This is a genomic window from Streptococcus sp. HMSC062D07 (genome assembly GCF_001814215.1).
Taxonomy (GTDB): Bacteria; Bacillota; Bacilli; order Lactobacillales; family Streptococcaceae; genus Streptococcus; species Streptococcus infantis_I.
Window position 1 is genome coordinate 90,614 of the sequence record NZ_KV815325.1, and the last position, 16,309, is coordinate 106,922.

Annotated in this window: 19 protein-coding genes, 1 pseudogene and 1 other annotated feature; of the genes and pseudogenes, 15 read left to right on the forward strand and 5 right to left on the reverse strand. The window is 38.9% G+C overall.

Translation table 11 applies throughout. From position 1 onward, the window contains the following. Nucleotides 1-46 precede the first annotated feature (46 nt). The 4 genes and pseudogenes from HMPREF2957_RS02605 to HMPREF2957_RS09105 all read left to right on the forward strand — a co-directional run. On the forward strand, nucleotides 47-958 hold the full coding sequence (locus tag HMPREF2957_RS02605) for an ABC transporter ATP-binding protein (RefSeq protein ID WP_083312331.1): 912 nt from the start codon (nucleotides 47-49) through the stop codon (nucleotides 956-958). 5 nt (nucleotides 959-963) lie between these two features. Further along, nucleotides 964-1,713 carry an ABC transporter permease gene (locus HMPREF2957_RS02610; protein WP_070677249.1) on the forward strand — a complete coding sequence of 250 codons (750 nt, stop codon included), beginning with the start codon at nucleotides 964-966 and terminating at the stop codon, nucleotides 1,711-1,713. Then, on the forward strand, nucleotides 1,710-2,438 hold the full coding sequence (locus HMPREF2957_RS02615) for an ABC transporter permease (RefSeq protein WP_006149384.1): 729 nt from the start codon (nucleotides 1,710-1,712) through the stop codon (nucleotides 2,436-2,438). The genes HMPREF2957_RS02610 and HMPREF2957_RS02615 overlap by 4 nt, the downstream gene beginning before the upstream one ends. Before the next feature lie 92 nt (nucleotides 2,439-2,530). Then, a pseudogene (locus HMPREF2957_RS09105) lies at nucleotides 2,531-2,629 on the forward strand (peptidylprolyl isomerase); the annotation flags it as partial. A 37-nt stretch (nucleotides 2,630-2,666) separates the two neighbouring features. Here HMPREF2957_RS09105 and yidA read toward each other — a convergent pair. Beyond that, the gene (gene yidA / locus HMPREF2957_RS02620; RefSeq protein WP_070677252.1) at nucleotides 2,667-3,473 is read right to left on the reverse strand and encodes a sugar-phosphatase; all 807 of its coding nucleotides are present in this window, start codon (nucleotides 3,471-3,473) and stop codon (nucleotides 2,667-2,669) included. Between the two features lie 12 nt (nucleotides 3,474-3,485). Continuing rightward, nucleotides 3,486-4,790 (reverse strand): HD domain-containing protein, encoded by a 1,305-nt coding sequence (locus tag HMPREF2957_RS02625; RefSeq protein WP_070677255.1) that lies wholly within the window; start codon nucleotides 4,788-4,790, stop codon nucleotides 3,486-3,488. A gap of 72 nt (nucleotides 4,791-4,862) precedes the next feature. Between HMPREF2957_RS02625 and HMPREF2957_RS02630 the strand changes: the two genes are divergently transcribed. Next, entirely contained in the window at nucleotides 4,863-5,240 is a 378-nt protein-coding gene (locus HMPREF2957_RS02630) for a YwiB family protein (RefSeq protein ID WP_148131969.1), read from the forward strand. Nucleotides 5,241-5,419: 179 nt separating this feature from the next. Here HMPREF2957_RS02630 and HMPREF2957_RS02635 read toward each other — a convergent pair whose 3' ends face one another. Together HMPREF2957_RS02635 and HMPREF2957_RS02640 are read right to left on the reverse strand one after the other, a co-directional pair. Further along, the gene (locus HMPREF2957_RS02635) at nucleotides 5,420-6,502 is read right to left on the reverse strand and encodes a DEAD/DEAH box helicase (protein ID WP_070677262.1); all 1,083 of its coding nucleotides are present in this window, start codon (nucleotides 6,500-6,502) and stop codon (nucleotides 5,420-5,422) included. Continuing rightward, a complete protein-coding gene (locus tag HMPREF2957_RS02640) occupies nucleotides 6,499-7,476 on the reverse strand; it encodes a Gfo/Idh/MocA family protein (RefSeq protein ID WP_070677264.1) in 978 nt (325 codons plus the stop codon). Before HMPREF2957_RS02640 ends, HMPREF2957_RS02635 begins: the two co-directional genes overlap by 4 nt. A gap of 146 nt (nucleotides 7,477-7,622) precedes the next feature. Here HMPREF2957_RS02640 and HMPREF2957_RS02645 point away from each other — a divergent pair, with 146 nt between their 5' ends. The 10 genes from HMPREF2957_RS02645 to sdbB all read left to right on the forward strand — a co-directional run bounded on the left by HMPREF2957_RS02645 (nucleotide 7,623) and on the right by sdbB (nucleotide 15,166). Further along, a complete protein-coding gene (locus HMPREF2957_RS02645; protein ID WP_070677267.1) occupies nucleotides 7,623-8,318 on the forward strand; it encodes a YoaK family protein in 696 nt (231 codons plus the stop codon). Nucleotides 8,319-8,372: 54 nt separating this feature from the next. After that, nucleotides 8,373-8,552: a sequence feature (ribosomal protein L21 leader region), on the forward strand. 35 nt (nucleotides 8,553-8,587) lie between these two features. After that, nucleotides 8,588-8,902: a 50S ribosomal protein L21 gene (gene rplU / locus HMPREF2957_RS02650; protein ID WP_003007734.1), complete on the forward strand. Its 315-nt coding sequence runs from the start codon at nucleotides 8,588-8,590 to the stop codon at nucleotides 8,900-8,902. A 15-nt stretch (nucleotides 8,903-8,917) separates the two neighbouring features. Then, complete coding sequence (locus HMPREF2957_RS02655; RefSeq protein ID WP_070677270.1) at nucleotides 8,918-9,262, forward strand: ribosomal-processing cysteine protease Prp; 345 nt, start codon at nucleotides 8,918-8,920, stop codon at nucleotides 9,260-9,262. A 16-nt stretch (nucleotides 9,263-9,278) separates the two neighbouring features. After that, entirely contained in the window at nucleotides 9,279-9,572 is a 294-nt protein-coding gene (gene rpmA, locus HMPREF2957_RS02660) for a 50S ribosomal protein L27 (protein WP_000916509.1), read from the forward strand. A gap of 213 nt (nucleotides 9,573-9,785) precedes the next feature. Beyond that, complete coding sequence (locus HMPREF2957_RS02665) at nucleotides 9,786-11,045, forward strand: UDP-N-acetylglucosamine 1-carboxyvinyltransferase (RefSeq protein WP_070677273.1); 1,260 nt, start codon at nucleotides 9,786-9,788, stop codon at nucleotides 11,043-11,045. A gap of 17 nt (nucleotides 11,046-11,062) precedes the next feature. Next, nucleotides 11,063-11,614 (forward strand): GNAT family N-acetyltransferase, encoded by a 552-nt coding sequence (locus HMPREF2957_RS02670; protein WP_006145664.1) that lies wholly within the window; start codon nucleotides 11,063-11,065, stop codon nucleotides 11,612-11,614. Further along, on the forward strand, nucleotides 11,607-12,884 hold the full coding sequence (gene spxR / locus HMPREF2957_RS02675; protein ID WP_036757618.1) for a CBS-HotDog domain-containing transcription factor SpxR: 1,278 nt from the start codon (nucleotides 11,607-11,609) through the stop codon (nucleotides 12,882-12,884). Before HMPREF2957_RS02670 ends, spxR begins: the two co-directional genes overlap by 8 nt. A gap of 15 nt (nucleotides 12,885-12,899) precedes the next feature. Further along, nucleotides 12,900-13,760: a methionyl aminopeptidase gene (locus tag HMPREF2957_RS02680; RefSeq protein WP_045763436.1), complete on the forward strand. Its 861-nt coding sequence runs from the start codon at nucleotides 12,900-12,902 to the stop codon at nucleotides 13,758-13,760. 122 nt (nucleotides 13,761-13,882) lie between these two features. Continuing rightward, nucleotides 13,883-14,590, forward strand: coding sequence for a thiol-disulfide oxidoreductase-associated membrane protein CcdA2 (gene ccdA2 / locus HMPREF2957_RS02685; protein WP_070677276.1), 708 nt, complete (start codon nucleotides 13,883-13,885; stop codon nucleotides 14,588-14,590). Between the two features lie 12 nt (nucleotides 14,591-14,602). Next, on the forward strand, nucleotides 14,603-15,166 hold the full coding sequence (gene sdbB, locus HMPREF2957_RS02690) for a thiol-disulfide oxidoreductase-associated lipoprotein SdbB (RefSeq protein WP_070677279.1): 564 nt from the start codon (nucleotides 14,603-14,605) through the stop codon (nucleotides 15,164-15,166). Between the two features lie 62 nt (nucleotides 15,167-15,228). Here sdbB and HMPREF2957_RS02695 read toward each other — a convergent pair whose 3' ends face one another. After that, a complete protein-coding gene (locus tag HMPREF2957_RS02695) occupies nucleotides 15,229-16,215 on the reverse strand; it encodes an L-lactate dehydrogenase (RefSeq protein ID WP_004253416.1) in 987 nt (328 codons plus the stop codon). Between the last annotated feature and the right edge of the window lie 94 nt (nucleotides 16,216-16,309).

Consider the following 16,309-nt stretch of genomic DNA (forward strand, 5'->3'; position numbering starts at 1 on the left):
CAAATGGCTAAACAACAAATGAATCTCGTTGAGGAGGAAGTTCATAATGATTAGTAATGTTTTACAGATAAAAAACTTACAAAAGGTATTTAAGGACACTCAGGTAGTTAACCTTAGTTCCTTATCAGTTCAACAAGGTGAGATTTATGGTTTTCTAGGTCCAAATGGAGCTGGGAAAACAACCACCATGAAGATGATTTTGTCTTTGATTTCTCGTACAGATGGGGAGATTGAAGTGTTCGGTCAATCTATAGGTACGGACAAGCAGTATCTTAATCAGATTGGCTCTATGATTGAAGAACCGTCTTATTATCCTAATTTGACAGGCTATGAAAATCTCTTGGTCTTCCAAAAAATCCTTGGATTTGATAAGAAAAATATTCAGGAAACCTTGAAAATTGTGGGGTTAGATCAACCTAAAAACAAGAAAAAATTGGTTAAAGATTATTCTCTGGGTATGAAACAGCGCTTGGCTTTAGCCTTTGCCTTAGTCAAGAAACCGCGTTTGTTGATACTGGATGAGCCAACAAACGGGCTAGACCCAGCAGGGATTCATGAAATTCGGGAACTGATTATCAAGTTGGCAAAAGAACAGGGCATTACTGTCTTCATCTCTACCCATATCCTTTCTGAAGTAGAGCATATCGCTGACCGTGTAGGGATTATCAATCATGGTCAACTGGTTTACGAGGGAGAAATTCGTAAAATTCAGTCCAATAAATGGCTGGAAGTGCGTGGGGATTTTAGAGGTCGACGTGAAGCCATTAGCCAAGTGTTATTTGGTTATCCGTGCAAGATGTTAGAGATACAAGAGGATAAACTCAAGCTGACTAAACTTGACGATCAGCAGATTTCTAGTTTGTTACGAGATTTAATAGTCGAGAAAGTTCCAATTTATGAAGTGAAGCAAGAACAAGAAACCTTGGAATCTATCTTCCTCAACTTAACCAAGGAGTGAGTCTTATGTTAAATAATTTGTCTATTGAATTGCTCAAGGCAAAACGAACCAAATCCTTCCTCATTAGCATACTAGTCATGGGAGTCGGATTTGCTTGGGCAATTGCAGTCGCTACACGCTACCTAAGTAATCCAGATATGCACCAGATTAACCTAATTTTCTATATGATAAAAGAAGTAAATGGCTTGATTCTCCCTATCGTGATTGCTCTCTTTGTATCCCGGATTGTCAAGAACGAGAAGGAGGGCAACACTTTCAAACTGCTTTTGGCAAATGGTGAAAATGTACGGCATATCTTTCTGAGTAAGCTTGGCCTGACTATGTTCGTTTTGACCTTTCTCGCTATTTTGGAGGGAGTAGTAGTCCAGTTGATTGCAAACTTTTCTGGTCTAGAAATGCCTGTTAGCCTAATCCTCTGGCAAATCGTCATTTTCTTGCTAGCATCTTTTGTCTTAACCTGTCTGTTTTTGACTTTGCAGTTTTTACTGAAAAAGCAGGCATTGATAATGGCATTAGGGATTTTCGGAGGATTTCTTGGAGTTGGATTTGGTCATGCAACAGCTTTTCTACAGCTGATTTTCCCATTTGGTGGTATAGCATATCTGTCTCTGGTGGATTACCAGAAAGTCGCCAGTCAAGTGAGTTATGTTTTGGCGACAAACCTAGGATTTAAACTCTTTACATATTTGCCAATAGCCCTAATCTATCTCTTCTTATCTCTCTATCTAGTTGAAAAGAAAGGAGGCAAGCTATGATGTCTTATCTATCAGTAGAATGGCGGAAAACCCAAAAATTTTCCATGTTGATGATTGGTATTTTCTTCTTAGCTTTTTGTAGCCTGATTGGTCTTGGTATTTACTTAGGTGCAGCTTATTCTATGGTTGCAGAAAGTGAAAAAGTGCCTGTTTTATGGGGACAATTGACCTTCTATTATAGCCAGCTTTTCTTTCCGATTTTGGTCAGCATTTATGTAGCCATGATGTTAGGAAAAGAGTTTGATAGGAAAAATATTGAATTTCTCAGAGCTAATAATGTCAGTCTTGGGAAATTATTGTTGGCAAAAGAAATAGTAATTATCTTGTTTATTGCTGTTTTACAGTTGTTCTTGTTTGGTATTTTTTATGTCAGTGCTCACCTAATTCATTTAGAAATTTCTAATTTGTTCACCTACCTTAAGTGGGATTTATTGGGGATTTTTGGAACAATTAGTATGATGGCAGTACAGTTTTTTGTGACAGCTAAAACTCGTGTTTTTAGTAAATCTGTGGGAATTGGTTCTATTGGTACTTTCGTAGGATTCATGATGATTTTTGTATCTGATAAATTATCTTTAATCTATCCCTACTCCCAAGCTATGGTGGCAATGCGGTCACGGAATTTGATAGACTTTAATTTAGTGGAAATATTGCTGTTTATCATTGTAAATATTCTTCTGTGGGGGATTTTTCATACATTGAGTAATAAAGAATTGCATAAGTAATGCGAAGACTCTCCGGAGTCTTTTTCTTGTGATAAAAGCTCCAAGCTTTATCTGGTATGCTTGACCTAGTTTTTATAGAAAGAAGGTCTAAGATGTTAAATAAAGTCAAAACTAAATCCTTAATTAGTGTTGGAGCAGTGGCTGCAACTAGCTTTATTCTCTGTAATCTTGGCAGTAATCAGACATCAAAAACCGCTCTGCTGAGCGGTTTTCATGTATCCATTTCTTCTACAACACCCACGTTCGAATGGCATGAGCAACGCCTGATTCGTCATTAGATTTAGTGATGTATTTGGCGATTTTTTTGAGTTCTGGATTTCCGTTTTCCATAACAACGGGGTTACCAACAACTTCAAGCATGGCACGGTCATTTTCCTCGTCACCGATAGCCATAGTTTCATCCTTGTTCAAACCGAGTTTCTCAGCTAAGTGAGTGATAGCTGAACCCTTGTCTACACCTTTTTTGAGAAGTTCGAGGTAGAAAGGAGCAGATTTGTTGATAGAGTAGCGGTCGTAAAATTCTGCTGGAATCTTTTCAATAGCAGCATCGAGAATTTCCGGTTCATCGATAAACATACACTTGACGATTTCCTTATCAGCCATTTCTTCAGGTGTACGATAGAAGATGGGCATGCTGACGAGGGTTGATTCGTGAACAGTGTATTTTCCGATATTGCGATTGGCTGTGTAGATGCCATCCTTGGTAATAGCATGCATATGGACACCGAGCTTACGACTGAGAAATTCCATATTCAGATAGTCCTCGTAAGTTAAGGATTCACTGATAATCTCATGACCATTAGCAGTTTCTTGGACAAGGGCACCGTTGAAGGTCACAACATAATCACCTTCATCTCTCAACTGCAAGTCGTCAAGGAGTTTGGCAACACCAGCGATGGGGCGTCCTGTTGCAATGACAACCTTGACTCCAGCTGCTTTGGCATCTTGGATAGCTGCAAAAACTTCTGGAGTAATTTCTTTTTTACTATTAACTAGGGTACCATCAATATCGACGGCGATTAGTTTTATACTCATAAATTTCCTCTGTTATTTCTTGTCTGGAGTAAAATGATCATTCTCAATCAGTTTTGAAAATTGTTGAATAATATTTGTGAAAATACTGTTTTGCTTAAGCATTTCTTTAGGGAAGTAGAAGCGGTTGTCACCATGACGGCTTCCTGCAAGAGATTGAACGATAGGAGATAGGCTAGAAAGTTCTGCCAGCTCGCCATTCTTTTGGACAATCTCGATTTGTGTTCTAGGATTTTCAGACTCTGGTCGATAAATATCGTAAGGAAGGTCAAAATTCTTGTGGATAGCAGTGTAGTAGTTGGGGTCAAAACCAATTTCTTCTACGAAATTCCGCATGATTTCAAGCTGGTCTTGGTCGTTCTCAGAAAAAGTAATAGATTTGAAGACCTTACGGTTGATAAAACGTTGCGAAAGATCGGCTAGAATTTTATCTGTACTAGTCATCCAGAGTTGGAAATAGGTATTCATAACCCCGTCGTCAAGTGCAAGATAGTCAGATAAGGTTACCTTCTTCTCAAAAAATGGCAGTAGATGTGGGGATGTAAGGGCAAAGAAGTCCTTATTTTCAGGATAGAGCTCCTTAGCACGTTTGAGAAGATTTTGCAGAAGGACTTCCATGGCGCGTGTGGCTGGGTGGAAATAAACCTGCATATACATCTGGTAACGACTGAGTACATAATCCTCTATGGCATGCATCCCATTACGCTGAAAGGCAATGCCATTTTCAACAGGACGAATGACACGAAGGATCCGTGTGAGATCAAACTGACCATAAAAAGCACCGGTGAAGTAGGAGTCGCGAAGGAGATAATCCATGCGGTCAGCGTCTATCTGACTAGAAATCAGTTGAACTACCTGTTTGTTTGGATAAGTGTGATCGATAACGCTGGCTACTTTTTTTGGAAAGTCCGGTGCAACCTGCAAAAGAACCTGCTGAATCTCTGTATCAGGGCTTTGGATAATTTCCTGGGTAATGGCCTCATGGTCGGTGTCAAAGAGATTTTCGAAAGTATGAGAGTAGGCACCATGTCCGAGATCATGTAGAAGAGCCGCAGTCATGGTTAATAGTGACTCGTTAGAATCCCATTCCTCAGGATATTTCTCCTCAAAAATCTCAGTGATTTGACGGGCAATTTCGTAGACACCCAAACAGTGAGAAAAACGACTATGTTCTCCACCGTGGAAAGTATAGCTAGATGTCCCAAGCTGTTTGATGCGACGGAGCCGCTGAAATTCTTTGGTATTGATCAGGTCATAAATGACTTGATTATTAACGTGGATATAGTTGTGAACTGGGTCACGAAATACTTTTTCATTCATAAGACCATTATAGCAAATTCCGTGCCTTTTTGGTAAAATAGTAGGGATAAGTGAGAAGAAAGAGGAATAGTTGTGAAGATTAGAATGAGAAATACCATCAAGTTCGATGAACAATTGGAAGTAATCGACCAACTTTATGATGTTGAATTACGGGAAAAGGGCGATTTTTCCTATCTTTTGTTTTACAATGAGGAGCAAGAAAAGGTAGTTTTGAAATTTAACGGGGAGGAACTTGTCATGACACGTTTCTCAAATCCCAAGACCATCATGCGTTTTCTCAAGGATACTGATAGTTTAGCCTATATTCCAACACCTATGGGCCTGCAGGAGTTTATCATCCAAACAAGCCACTATGAAGTAGGTGAAGAGAAGATTGAACTAGCCTATCAACTTCAGAACAAAGAAGGGGTTCCATTTGCCAACTATCGTTTAGAAATTACTTGGGGATAAGAAAAAGAGGCTGGGACAAAAGTCCTAGCCTCTCAATTGTCTTTGGATTGTCGAGCAAGACGCAGTGGTTGAGTGGGCTCTACTACGCTGATTTCATCAGCTTTTACAGCCCTACTCAACTGTGCGGAGGTGGGACGACGAAATCGAATTCTAACGAATTACCGATTTCTGTCCCACTCTCATTTGATATACAGTTCCTGATTTTTCAAGACAATTTCACGTACGCTTGCAAATTTCTTCAGTTTTTTAAGTTCTTCTGGATGGGTGACAAGAGTGATGACATAGCCTTCTTTACCCATGCGTCCTGTACGTCCAGCACGGTGAGTGTAAGTTTCCGTGTCTCTAGGGACGTCAAAGTTAATCACGCATTCCAGGCTATCAATGTCGATACCACGAGCGAGAAGGTCTGTCGCAAGAAGTAGTGTCAGTTGATTATCTTTGAATTTTTCTAGAATAACTTTTCTAAATTTAACGTTGACATCGCTAGCTAGTGAAACTGCTAAAACATCACGATATTGCAATTTTTCCTCTGCACTACCTAGGTCTGACAAGCTATTAAAGAAGACAAGTCCACGGAAATCTTCAACATGTGCCAGTTTACGAAGCATATCGACTCGGTGGCGTTGGTCCACCTGCATGTAGAAGTGTTGGATGTTATCTAGCTTTTGATCCGAAAGGTCAATGGTGCGCGTGTTAGGTGCAATCTTATCTTGGTCAAATTTGGTCGTGGCACTCATGTAGATGAATTGGTGGTCACGAGGTGCGTAGTGGGTAATCTTCTCAACAAAGTGAATCTGAGAATCATCAAGCAGCTGATCGAATTCATCTAGAATGATTGTTTCCACGTTCATCATCTTGATTTTTTTCAATTTGACCAGTTCAAAGATACGACCAGGTGTTCCAATCAGAATTTCTGGTCCTTTTTTAAGTCGTTCAATTTGGCGTTTCTGGCTCGAACCGGATAGAAATAGCTGAGCTGTTAATCCGATAGCCTCACCCCAGGTTTTAGTGACTTCAAAAATTTGTCCAGCAAGCTCAGTATTAGGTGCTAAAATCAATAATTGTTGGGCTTTTTTCTTTTGCAGTTTGAGAAGACTAGGTAGGAGATAGGCTAAAGTTTTCCCTGTACCAGTTGGACTGACTCCAAGTAGGTTTTCACCTTCTGTTATTGGTTCAAAAAGTTGAGTTTGAATGGGAGTAAATTCTTGGAATCCCAGTTGATCAATCAATTCTTGCCATTCGGTAGGTAGTTTGGTTTTCATTTTTCTGCCTCAAATCTAATGCCAGCATTCTGGCGCATGGTATAAAGTAGCTCATGGACGTGTGTCGCATCATTAATCCAAGATTGGTAGAGATTCAGGTCTGCTTGCTTAATCATATGTGCGAAAGCAGCAACTTCCTCAGTCATGGTGTGAGGAGCCTGCTGGATAGGAAGTTGAACTTCATTTCCTTGATGGTCTGTAAAAGTAGCTGATTGGACATGCTCGATTGTATTAAGTGTCAAGGTTCCATCAGTAGTATAAATCTCACAAGGAAGATTAGAAGTGATATTCTTTCCTGCTTTGATGTGTACTTGATAGTCAGGATAGTAGAGCATGCCGTCACCGTTCAAATCGATACTATTATCTAGTTTCTGAGCTTGATAGGTTGCATGAGTCGGTTTTCCAAATAAGCGAACAGCAGCGTAGATAGGATAAATACCAAGATCCATGAGTGCACCACCTGCAAAACGGTCTGAGAAAACATTAGGAGTATCGCCAGCAAGTAGGTTAGGCATCTTAGAAGAATATTTAGCGTAGTTAAAGTCTGCACCCAGAATTTGTTTGTTTGCAAGAAAGTCTTTGATTGTGGTAAAAGCATCTTCGTGGTAGTTTCTTGCTGCTTCAAAGATAAAACATTTATTATCTTTAGCCGTTTGAACTAATTCCTGCCATTCTTGTGGTTGAGTGACAGCTGGTTTTTCAAGGATAACATGTTTTCCAGCAGATAAAGCCATCTTTGCTTGACTAAAATGCAGGGAATTGGGACTAGCAATGTATACCACATCGAATGAATCATTAAAGAAATCATTTAGCTGATCAAATAGCTTAACGCCTTGATACTGTTCAACAAACTTTTCTGCGGTTTCTATTTTTCTAGAATAGACTGCACCCAGTTGAAAGTTCCCGCTAGTATGGGCAGCCTCTAGAAAATGATGGCTGATTGAACTAGTTCCTATGATACCAAGTTTTAGCATAGTTACTCCTTTTCCACAAGTAATGTTTGATTTCATTATATCATAGAAAGAGCCAACTCGTTACCTTGAGATAATTCTTTTGCTTTGATACTTCGAAATTTCTAGAAAAAATGGTACAATAGTTACAGTAAATTTAGGAGTTTAGTATGAGATTATTACCTATGAGAAAGATTTCTCGTCATTCAAAAAGATTGGCGCTTTTTTTGACTTTTTGTGCAGGCTATGTAGATGCCTATACGTTTATTGTAAGAGGCAATACCTTAGTCGCTGGGCAAACAGGGAATGTGGTATTTCTATCAGTCGGAATCGTTCAGAGAAATTTGGCTGATGCTGAAATAAAGATATTGACACTTTTATCTTTCATGTTAGGCGTTTTTTTGCTTACGATTTACAAGGAAAAACTTCGCATTGTTAAAAAACCCATTCTATCACTTGTTCCATTAGCTATTTTATCATTGATAATCGGCTTTGTTCCATTGAGTGTTGATAACATGTTTATTATTCCTCCTCTGGCTTTTTGTATGGGTCTGGTTACAACAGCTTTTGGAGAGGTTTCTGGAATTGCCTATAACAATGCCTTTATGACGGGAAATATCAAACGCACCATGTTGGCTTTTGGCGAATACGTCCGGACCAAGCACACAGCCTTTTTGATGGAAGGATTGATTTTTGTGAGCCTACTTGTTAGTTTCATTCTAGGAGTAGTATTTTCAGCTTACTTAACGATTATCTTCAACGAAAAAACGATTTTAGGTGTCCCTATCATGATGAGTATTTTTTATCTAAGTATGCTTTTATCTTCTTTACAAAAAAAGTCTGATAAAAGGCTGAATTTTGAGTGAAAATACTTGTCAAAAATTTGGAATCATGCTATACTTGTAGAGTTGACTATGCACGATCCTGTGCAACCGCACGAACATCGTTGCTCGTCGTATAACAAATTTAAACTTCGTCATTATCGCCTTGCCTAACATAAGTTATGTCTTCAGCTTAATTCCTAGTTTATTCTTTGTTATACTAAGAGCTCTTCTTTTAAGTGGTTCGTCCCACGATGCTAGGCGAGTCTTCACAAAAATTCGGGGAAACCCCAAAAAATCATAGGAGGTGCATAATGAGCACATACGCAATTATCAAAACTGGCGGAAAACAAGTTAAAGTTGAAGTTGGTCAAGCAGTTTACGTTGAAAAATTGAACGTTGAAGCTGGTCAAGAAGTTACTTTTAACGAAGTTGTTCTTGTTGGTGGTGAAAACACTGTTGTCGGAACTCCACTTGTTTCTGGAGCTACTGTAGTTGGAACTGTTGAAAAACAAGGAAAACAAAAGAAAGTTGTTACTTACAAGTACAAACCTAAAAAAGGTAGCCACCGTAAACAAGGTCACCGTCAACCATACACTAAAGTTGTCATCAACGCAATCAACGCTTAATTTTAAGGAGAACACATGATACAAGCAGTCTTTGAGAGAGCCGAAGATGGCGAGCTGAGGAGTGCGGAGATTACTGGACACGCCGAGAGTGGCGAATACGGCCTAGATGTCGTGTGTGCATCGGTTTCTACGCTTGCCATAAACTTTATCAATTCCATTGAGAAATTTGCAGGCTATGAACCAATCTTAGAATTAAACGAAGATGAAGGTGGCTATCTGATGGTTGAAATTCCAAAAGATCTTCCTTCTCACCAGAGAGAAATGTCACAATTATTCTTTGAATCATTTTTCTTAGGTATGGCAAACTTATCGGAGAACTCTTCTGAGTTCGTCCAAACCAGAGTTATCACAGAAAACTAACACGGAGGAAAACATTATGTTAAAAATGACTCTTAACAACTTGCAACTTTTCGCCCACAAAAAAGGTGGAGGTTCTACATCAAACGGACGCGATTCACAAGCTAAACGTCTTGGAGCTAAAGCAGCTGACGGACAAACTGTAACTGGTGGATCAATCCTTTACCGTCAACGTGGTACACACATCTATCCAGGTGTAAACGTTGGACGTGGTGGAGACGATACTTTGTTCGCTAAAGTTGAAGGCGTAGTACGTTTCGAACGTAAAGGTCGCGATAAGAAACAGGTTTCTGTTTACCCAATCGCAAAATAAACATTAAATAAGGCTTTCCAAGATTTTTGGAAAGCTTTTTTTCTTGAACAATATTTGTATCAGTTATTTTTTAAGTTTACTTCAGAAACTGTTTTAAATCAATAAAATCTTAAGGAGCTTATTTGATTTATTATGATAGATAATAAGAAGGAAATATGGTATAATATAGGGTGAGACCTTATGAATAAATAGTGAAAGAGTATAAAAAAAATAATGAAAAAAATAGTCATTAACGGTAGACGTCCATTAAAGGGTGAGATAACCATTAGCGGAGCAAAAAATAGTGTAGTTGCTCTGATTCCTGCTATTATTTTATCAGATGATGTAGTTATTTTGGATTGTGTTCCAGATATCTCCGATGTCGCTAGTTTGGTTGATATTATGGAAATTATGGGTGCGAGTGTTAAGCGCTATGATGACGTTCTAGAAATTGATCCTCGTGGTGTTCAAAATAAACCAATGCCATACGGTAAGATTAACAGTCTTCGCGCATCCTATTATTTCTACGGTAGTCTTCTTGGACGTTTTGGTGAAGCAACAGTAGGTTTGCCTGGTGGATGTGACTTGGGTCCTCGTCCTATTGACTTGCACTTGAAAGCTTTTGAAGCTATGGGTGCTAAGACAACCTATGAGGGAGATAATATGAATCTCTCAACTAATGGTTCTAAGTTACAGGGTGCTAGTATTTATATGGATACTGTAAGTGTAGGAGCAACTATTAATACGATGCTTGCAGCAGTAAAAGCTCAAGGACGTACAGTCATTGAAAATGCTGCTCGAGAGCCTGAAATTATTGATGTAGCTACTTTGTTAAATAATATGGGAGCTCATATTCGTGGTGCAGGTACGGATATGATTACTATCGATGGTGTTGAATCTCTACACGGCACACGTCATCAAGTTATTCCAGATCGTATCGAAGTTGGTACTTATATTTCTTTAGCTGCTGCTGTGGGACAAGGAATTCTTATTAACAATGTACTTTATGAACATTTAGAAGGTTTTATTGCGAAACTTGAAGAAATGGGTGTTCATATGACTGTTTCTGAAGATAGTATCTTTGTTGAAGAGCAGAAAAATCTAAAAGCTGTTAATATCAAGACTGCTCCATATCCAGGATTTGCTACAGACCTTCAACAACCGATTACACCACTTTTGTTGAAAGCAGAAGGACGAGGAACACTGATTGATACCATTTATGAAAAACGTGTGAACCATGTCTTTGAATTAGCTAAAATGAACGCAGATATTTCAACAACAAACGACCACATCCTTTATAAGGGTGGAAATCCTTTGCAGGGTGCAAAAGTTAAGGCGACAGACCTACGTGCTGGAGCTGCCTTGGTTATTGCTGGCTTGATGGCTGAAGGAAAAACAGAGATTACCAATGTTGAATTCATCCTACGAGGCTACTCAAATATTATTGAGAAATTACGTAAGCTTGGAGCAGATATTGAGCTAATCGAAGATTAGCCATTTTGAGGAACACAATGAATATCTGGACAAAATTAGCAATGTATTCTTTCTATGAGACGGAACGTTTGTATTTCCGTCCATTCTTTTTTACGGATGTAGATGACTTTCATGCTCTAGCATCAGACCCTGAAAATCTCCAATTTATTTTTCCTACGCAAGCCAGCATTGAGGAAAGTCAATATGCTCTTGCTAACTACTTTATGAAATCACCTTTGGGAATTTGGGCGATTTGTGATAAGAAAGCACAGAAGATGATTGGAGCCATCAAGTTTGAAAAGCTGGATGAAATCCGTAAAGAAGCAGAAATTGGCTATTTTTTAAGGAAAGATTATTGGTCTCAAGGATATATGACGGAAGCAGTGACTAAATTACGCGATTTGTCTATGGATCAGTTTGAATTAAAGCAACTTTCTATTGTGACGCATTTAGAAAATAGTGCTAGTCAAAAGGTTGCACAAAAATCAGGCTTCGTTCTATATCGTCGTTTCAAGGGTAGTGATCGATATACTCGTAAGATGCGGGATTATCTAGAATTTCGCTATACAAAAGGAGAGCTAAATGAGTAAACACCAAGAAATTTTAGCTTATTTAGAAGAATTACCAGTCGGAAAACGGGTCAGTGTTCGAAGTATTTCAAATAGGCTGGGAGTGAGTGATGGTACAGCTTATCGTGCTATCAAAGAAGCTGAAAATAGAGGATTGGTTGAAACACGTCCTCGAAGTGGAACTGTCCGTGTCAAGTCCAAAAAAGTTGCCATTGAGAGATTAACCTTTGCAGAAATTGCAGAAGTCACTGGTTCAGAAGTTTTAGCTGGCCAAGCAGGTTTGGAGAGAGAATTCAGTAAATTCTCCATTGGAGCCATGACAGAAAAAAATATTCTTTCTTATCTTCATGATGGTGGTCTACTTATTGTCGGTGATAGAACACGGATCCAATTATTGGCACTTGAAAATGAAAATGCTGTCTTGGTAACGGGTGGATTTGAAGTTCATAAAGATGTTTTGGATGCTGCTAATAAGAAAAATATCCCAGTGTTACGCAGTAAACATGACACATTTACCATTGCAACCATGATTAACCGAGCTTTGTCAAATGTACAAATAAAGACAGATATTTTAACGGTTGAAAAAATCTATCGCACTTGTCATGAATATGGTTTTTTACAAGAAACGGATACTGTAAAAGATTATTTAGATTTAGTTCGTAAGAATAGAAGTAGTCGATTCCCTGTTATCAATCAGCACAAGGTTGTTGTTGGTGTCGTGACCATGCGTGATGCTGGAGATAAGTCACCAGGGACTACCATTGATAAGGTCATGACAAGAACGGTCTATATGACAGGCCTAGCAACGAATATTGCTAACGTGAGCCAGAGAATGATTGCAGAAGATTTTGAAATGGTACCTGTTGTACGGAGCAATCAAACCTTGCTTGGTGTCATTACTAGACGTGATGTTATGGAAAAAATGAGTCGTTCTCAGGTCTCAACTTTACCAACCTTTTCAGAACAGATTGGACAGAAGTTATCTTATCATCATGATGAAGTTGTTATTACAGTCGAACCCTTTATGTTAGAAAAAAATGGTGTTCTGGCTAATGGTGTTCTTTCAGAAATCTTGACTCATATGACGCAAGACTTGGTCGTTAATAGCGGTCGTAACCTCATCATTGAACAAATGTTGATTTACTTCTTACAGGCTGTTCAGATTGATGATGTTCTACGGATTCAAGCTAGAATTATTCATCATACGAGACGATCGGCTATTATTGATTATGACATTTATCTCAATCATCAAATTGTATCAAAAGCAAATGTAACTGTAAAAATTAATTAGAATCTAGGAGAAAACATGATTACATTAAAATCAGCTAGAGAAATCGAAGCTATGGATAAGGCTGGTGATTTTCTTGCAAGTATCCACATTGGCTTGCGTGATATCATTAAGCCAGGTGTTGATATGTGGGAAGTAGAAGAGTATGTTCGCCGTCGTTGTAAAGAAGAGAATTTCCTTCCACTACAGATTGGTGTTGATGGGGCAATGATGGACTATCCATATGCAACCTGCTGTTCGCTCAATGACGAAGTAGCACATGCCTTCCCTCGTCATTATATCCTCAAAGAGGGTGACCTCCTCAAGGTTGATATGGTTCTTGGTGGGCCAATCGCGAAGTCTGACCTCAATGTTTCTAAACTCAATTTTAACAACGTTGAGCAGATGAAAAAATATACTCAAAACTTTACGGGTGGTTTGGCTGATTCTTGTTGGGCATACGCAGTTGGTAAACCATCAGAAGAAGTTAAAAACTTGATGGACGTGACCAAGGAAGCTATGTATAAGGGGATCGAACAAGCTGTTGTTGGCAATCGCATCGGCGATATTGGTGCAGCGATTCAAGAATATGCTGAAAGTCGTGGATACGGCGTTGTTCGTGATCTTGTAGGACACGGTGTTGGACCAACCATGCATGAAGAACCAATGGTTCCAAACTATGGTATCGCAGGTCGTGGCCTTCGCCTTCGTGAAGGTATGGTTTTGACAATCGAACCTATGATTAATACAGGTGATTGGGAAATTGATACAGACATGAAAACAGGCTGGGCTCACAAAACTATAGATGGTGGTCTATCATGTCAGTATGAGCATCAGTTTGTTATTACCAAGGATGGACCTGTTATCTTGACAAGTCAAGGTGAAGAAGGAACTTATTAATCAAAAGGGAGCTGAGCTCCTTTTTTTCGTTTTAGTTGAAATCAAATTTGCGTAGCAGATATCTTACAAACGTTTTCTTTTATAGTAAAATATAAGATGACTATATGAAAGAAGGTTCTTAATTGGAAAGTATTATATTTTTTATTTCTGTCTTTATAGCTGGGGTCTTGTCATTCTTTTCTCCCTGTATTTTTCCCTTGTTACCAGTCTACGCAGGTGTTCTGCTAGATGATCAAGAGGAGTCAAGGACATTTCGTTTTTTGGGTAAAGATGTTGCCTGGTCAGGATTGATTCGGACACTCTGTTTTATCGCAGGTATCTCTCTAATTTTCTTTATTCTAGGGTTTGGAGCAGGATTTCTTGGGAATTTACTTTATGCCGACTGGTTCCGTTATGTCATGGGAATCATGATTGTTATACTGGGTTTGCATCAGATGGAAATTCTTCACTTACAAAAATTAGAGGTACAAAAAACAGTAACATTTAAGCAAAAACAGTCTAGCAAATATTTGTCGGCCTTTTTACTGGGTATCAGCTTCAGCTTTGGCTGGACTCCATGTATAGGCCCAGTTTTAAGTTCTGTTTTAGCACTGGCTGCCTCAGGAGGAAATGGAGCTTTTCAAGGGGCTTTATTAACCCTAATTTATACACTTGGAATGGCGCTTCCATTTTTAGTATTGGCCTTGGCATCAGGTCTGATCATGCCTTATTTTAGTAGAATTAAATCTCACCTACTCTTATTGAAAAGAATTGGTGGTTTACTAATTATTCTCATGGGAATTTTATTAATGTTGGGACAGTTAAATGTCTTATCTGGAATATTAGGATAAAAGGAGTAATCTATGAAAAAAACAATCTATTTTGGACTTAGTTTCTTATCTATCTTTCTTTTGATTGCTTGTGGCAAGGAAGAGAAGGAACCAAGTCAGGAAAATCAAACGACTCAAGCACAGCAGCAAGCAACGGTTAAGCAAATAGCTGTAGGAGCAGAAGCACCGGATTTCACGCTCCAATCTATGGATGGAAAAGAAGTGAAATTATCAGATTATAAAGGAAAGAAAGTTTATCTTAAATTTTGGGCTTCTTGGTGCGGACCTTGTAAAAAAAGTATGCCTGAATTAATGGAACTTGCTGCAAAAGAAGATCGTGATTTTGAAATATTATCTGTTATTGCACCCGGCCTTCAAGGCGAAAAAACGATCGACCAATTTCCAAAATGGTTTGAGGAGCAGGGCTATAAGGATATACCTGTCTTATATGACACTAAGGGAACTACCTTCCAAGCCTATCAGATTCGAAGTATCCCAACTGAATACCTAATTGATTCAAATGGTAAAATTGCTAAGATTCAGTTAGGTGCAATTAGCAATGCAGAAGCTGAAGCAGCTTTTGCACAAATGGATTAACGTTATAAAAAATGTCTAGACTGTTTTGTCTAGACATTTCTTTTTTTTAAAATTAAATTGAATTAGTTTTTAGAAGCAGCTTGGAATTCTGGGTTTTTCCATGCTTCGTCAATAATTTCTTGCAATTCACGAGCAGAAAGTTGCATTTTTTGAGTTTCAGCATCGTTCAATGGGATGTTAACTGGGCGAACGATACCATGCGCACCAACGATAGCTGGTTGACCGATAAAGACGTTTTCAACTCCGTATTGTCCTTCTTGGAAGACTGAAAGTGGAAGAACCGCATTTTCATCATCAAGGATAGCTTTTGTGATACGAGCAAGAGCAACTGCGATACCGTAGTATGTAGCACCTTTTTTGTTGATGATTGAGTAAGCAGCGTCACGAACTGAGATGAAGAGCTCAACAAGATCTGCTTCATTCAAGTCACGGTTAGCTTGTAACCATTGTTCCAATTTAACACCGGCAACGTTAGCGTGTGACCAAACTGCAAATTCAGAGTCACCGTGCTCACCCATGATGTAGGCGTGAACTGAACGAGCATCAACACCGATAGTTTCAGCAAGTGCTTGACGGAAACGAGCTGAGTCAAGTGAAGTACCTGAACCGATAACACGTTCTTTAGGGAATCCTGAGAATTTCCAAGTTGAGTAAGTTAAAATGTCAACTGGGTTAGCAGCAACAAGGAAGATACCGTCAAAACCAGACGCAACAACTTGTTCAACGATTGATTTGTTGATAGCAAGGTTTTTACCAACAAGGTCAAGACGAGTTTCACCTGGTTTTTGTGGAGCACCGGCAGTGATAACTACAAGGTCTGCATCCGCACAGTCTTCGTACTTAGCTGCATAGATTTTTTTAGGTGAAGTAAAAGCTAGCGCGTGGCTAAGGTCTTCGGCATCACCAACTGCTTTTTCAAACAATTGAGGAATTTCAATGATACCAAGTTCTTGTGCAATTCCTTGTGTTACGAGGGCAAAAGCGTAAGATGAACCTACGGCACCGTCACCGACGAGGATAACTTTTTTGTGTTGTTTAGTTGCTGTCATTTGTCTAAACATCTCCTTTATTTTATTAAGGGGGAACCCCATTTGATTTCATTCTATCACTTTTGCTAGGCTTTGTCACGGATATACCTTCGGG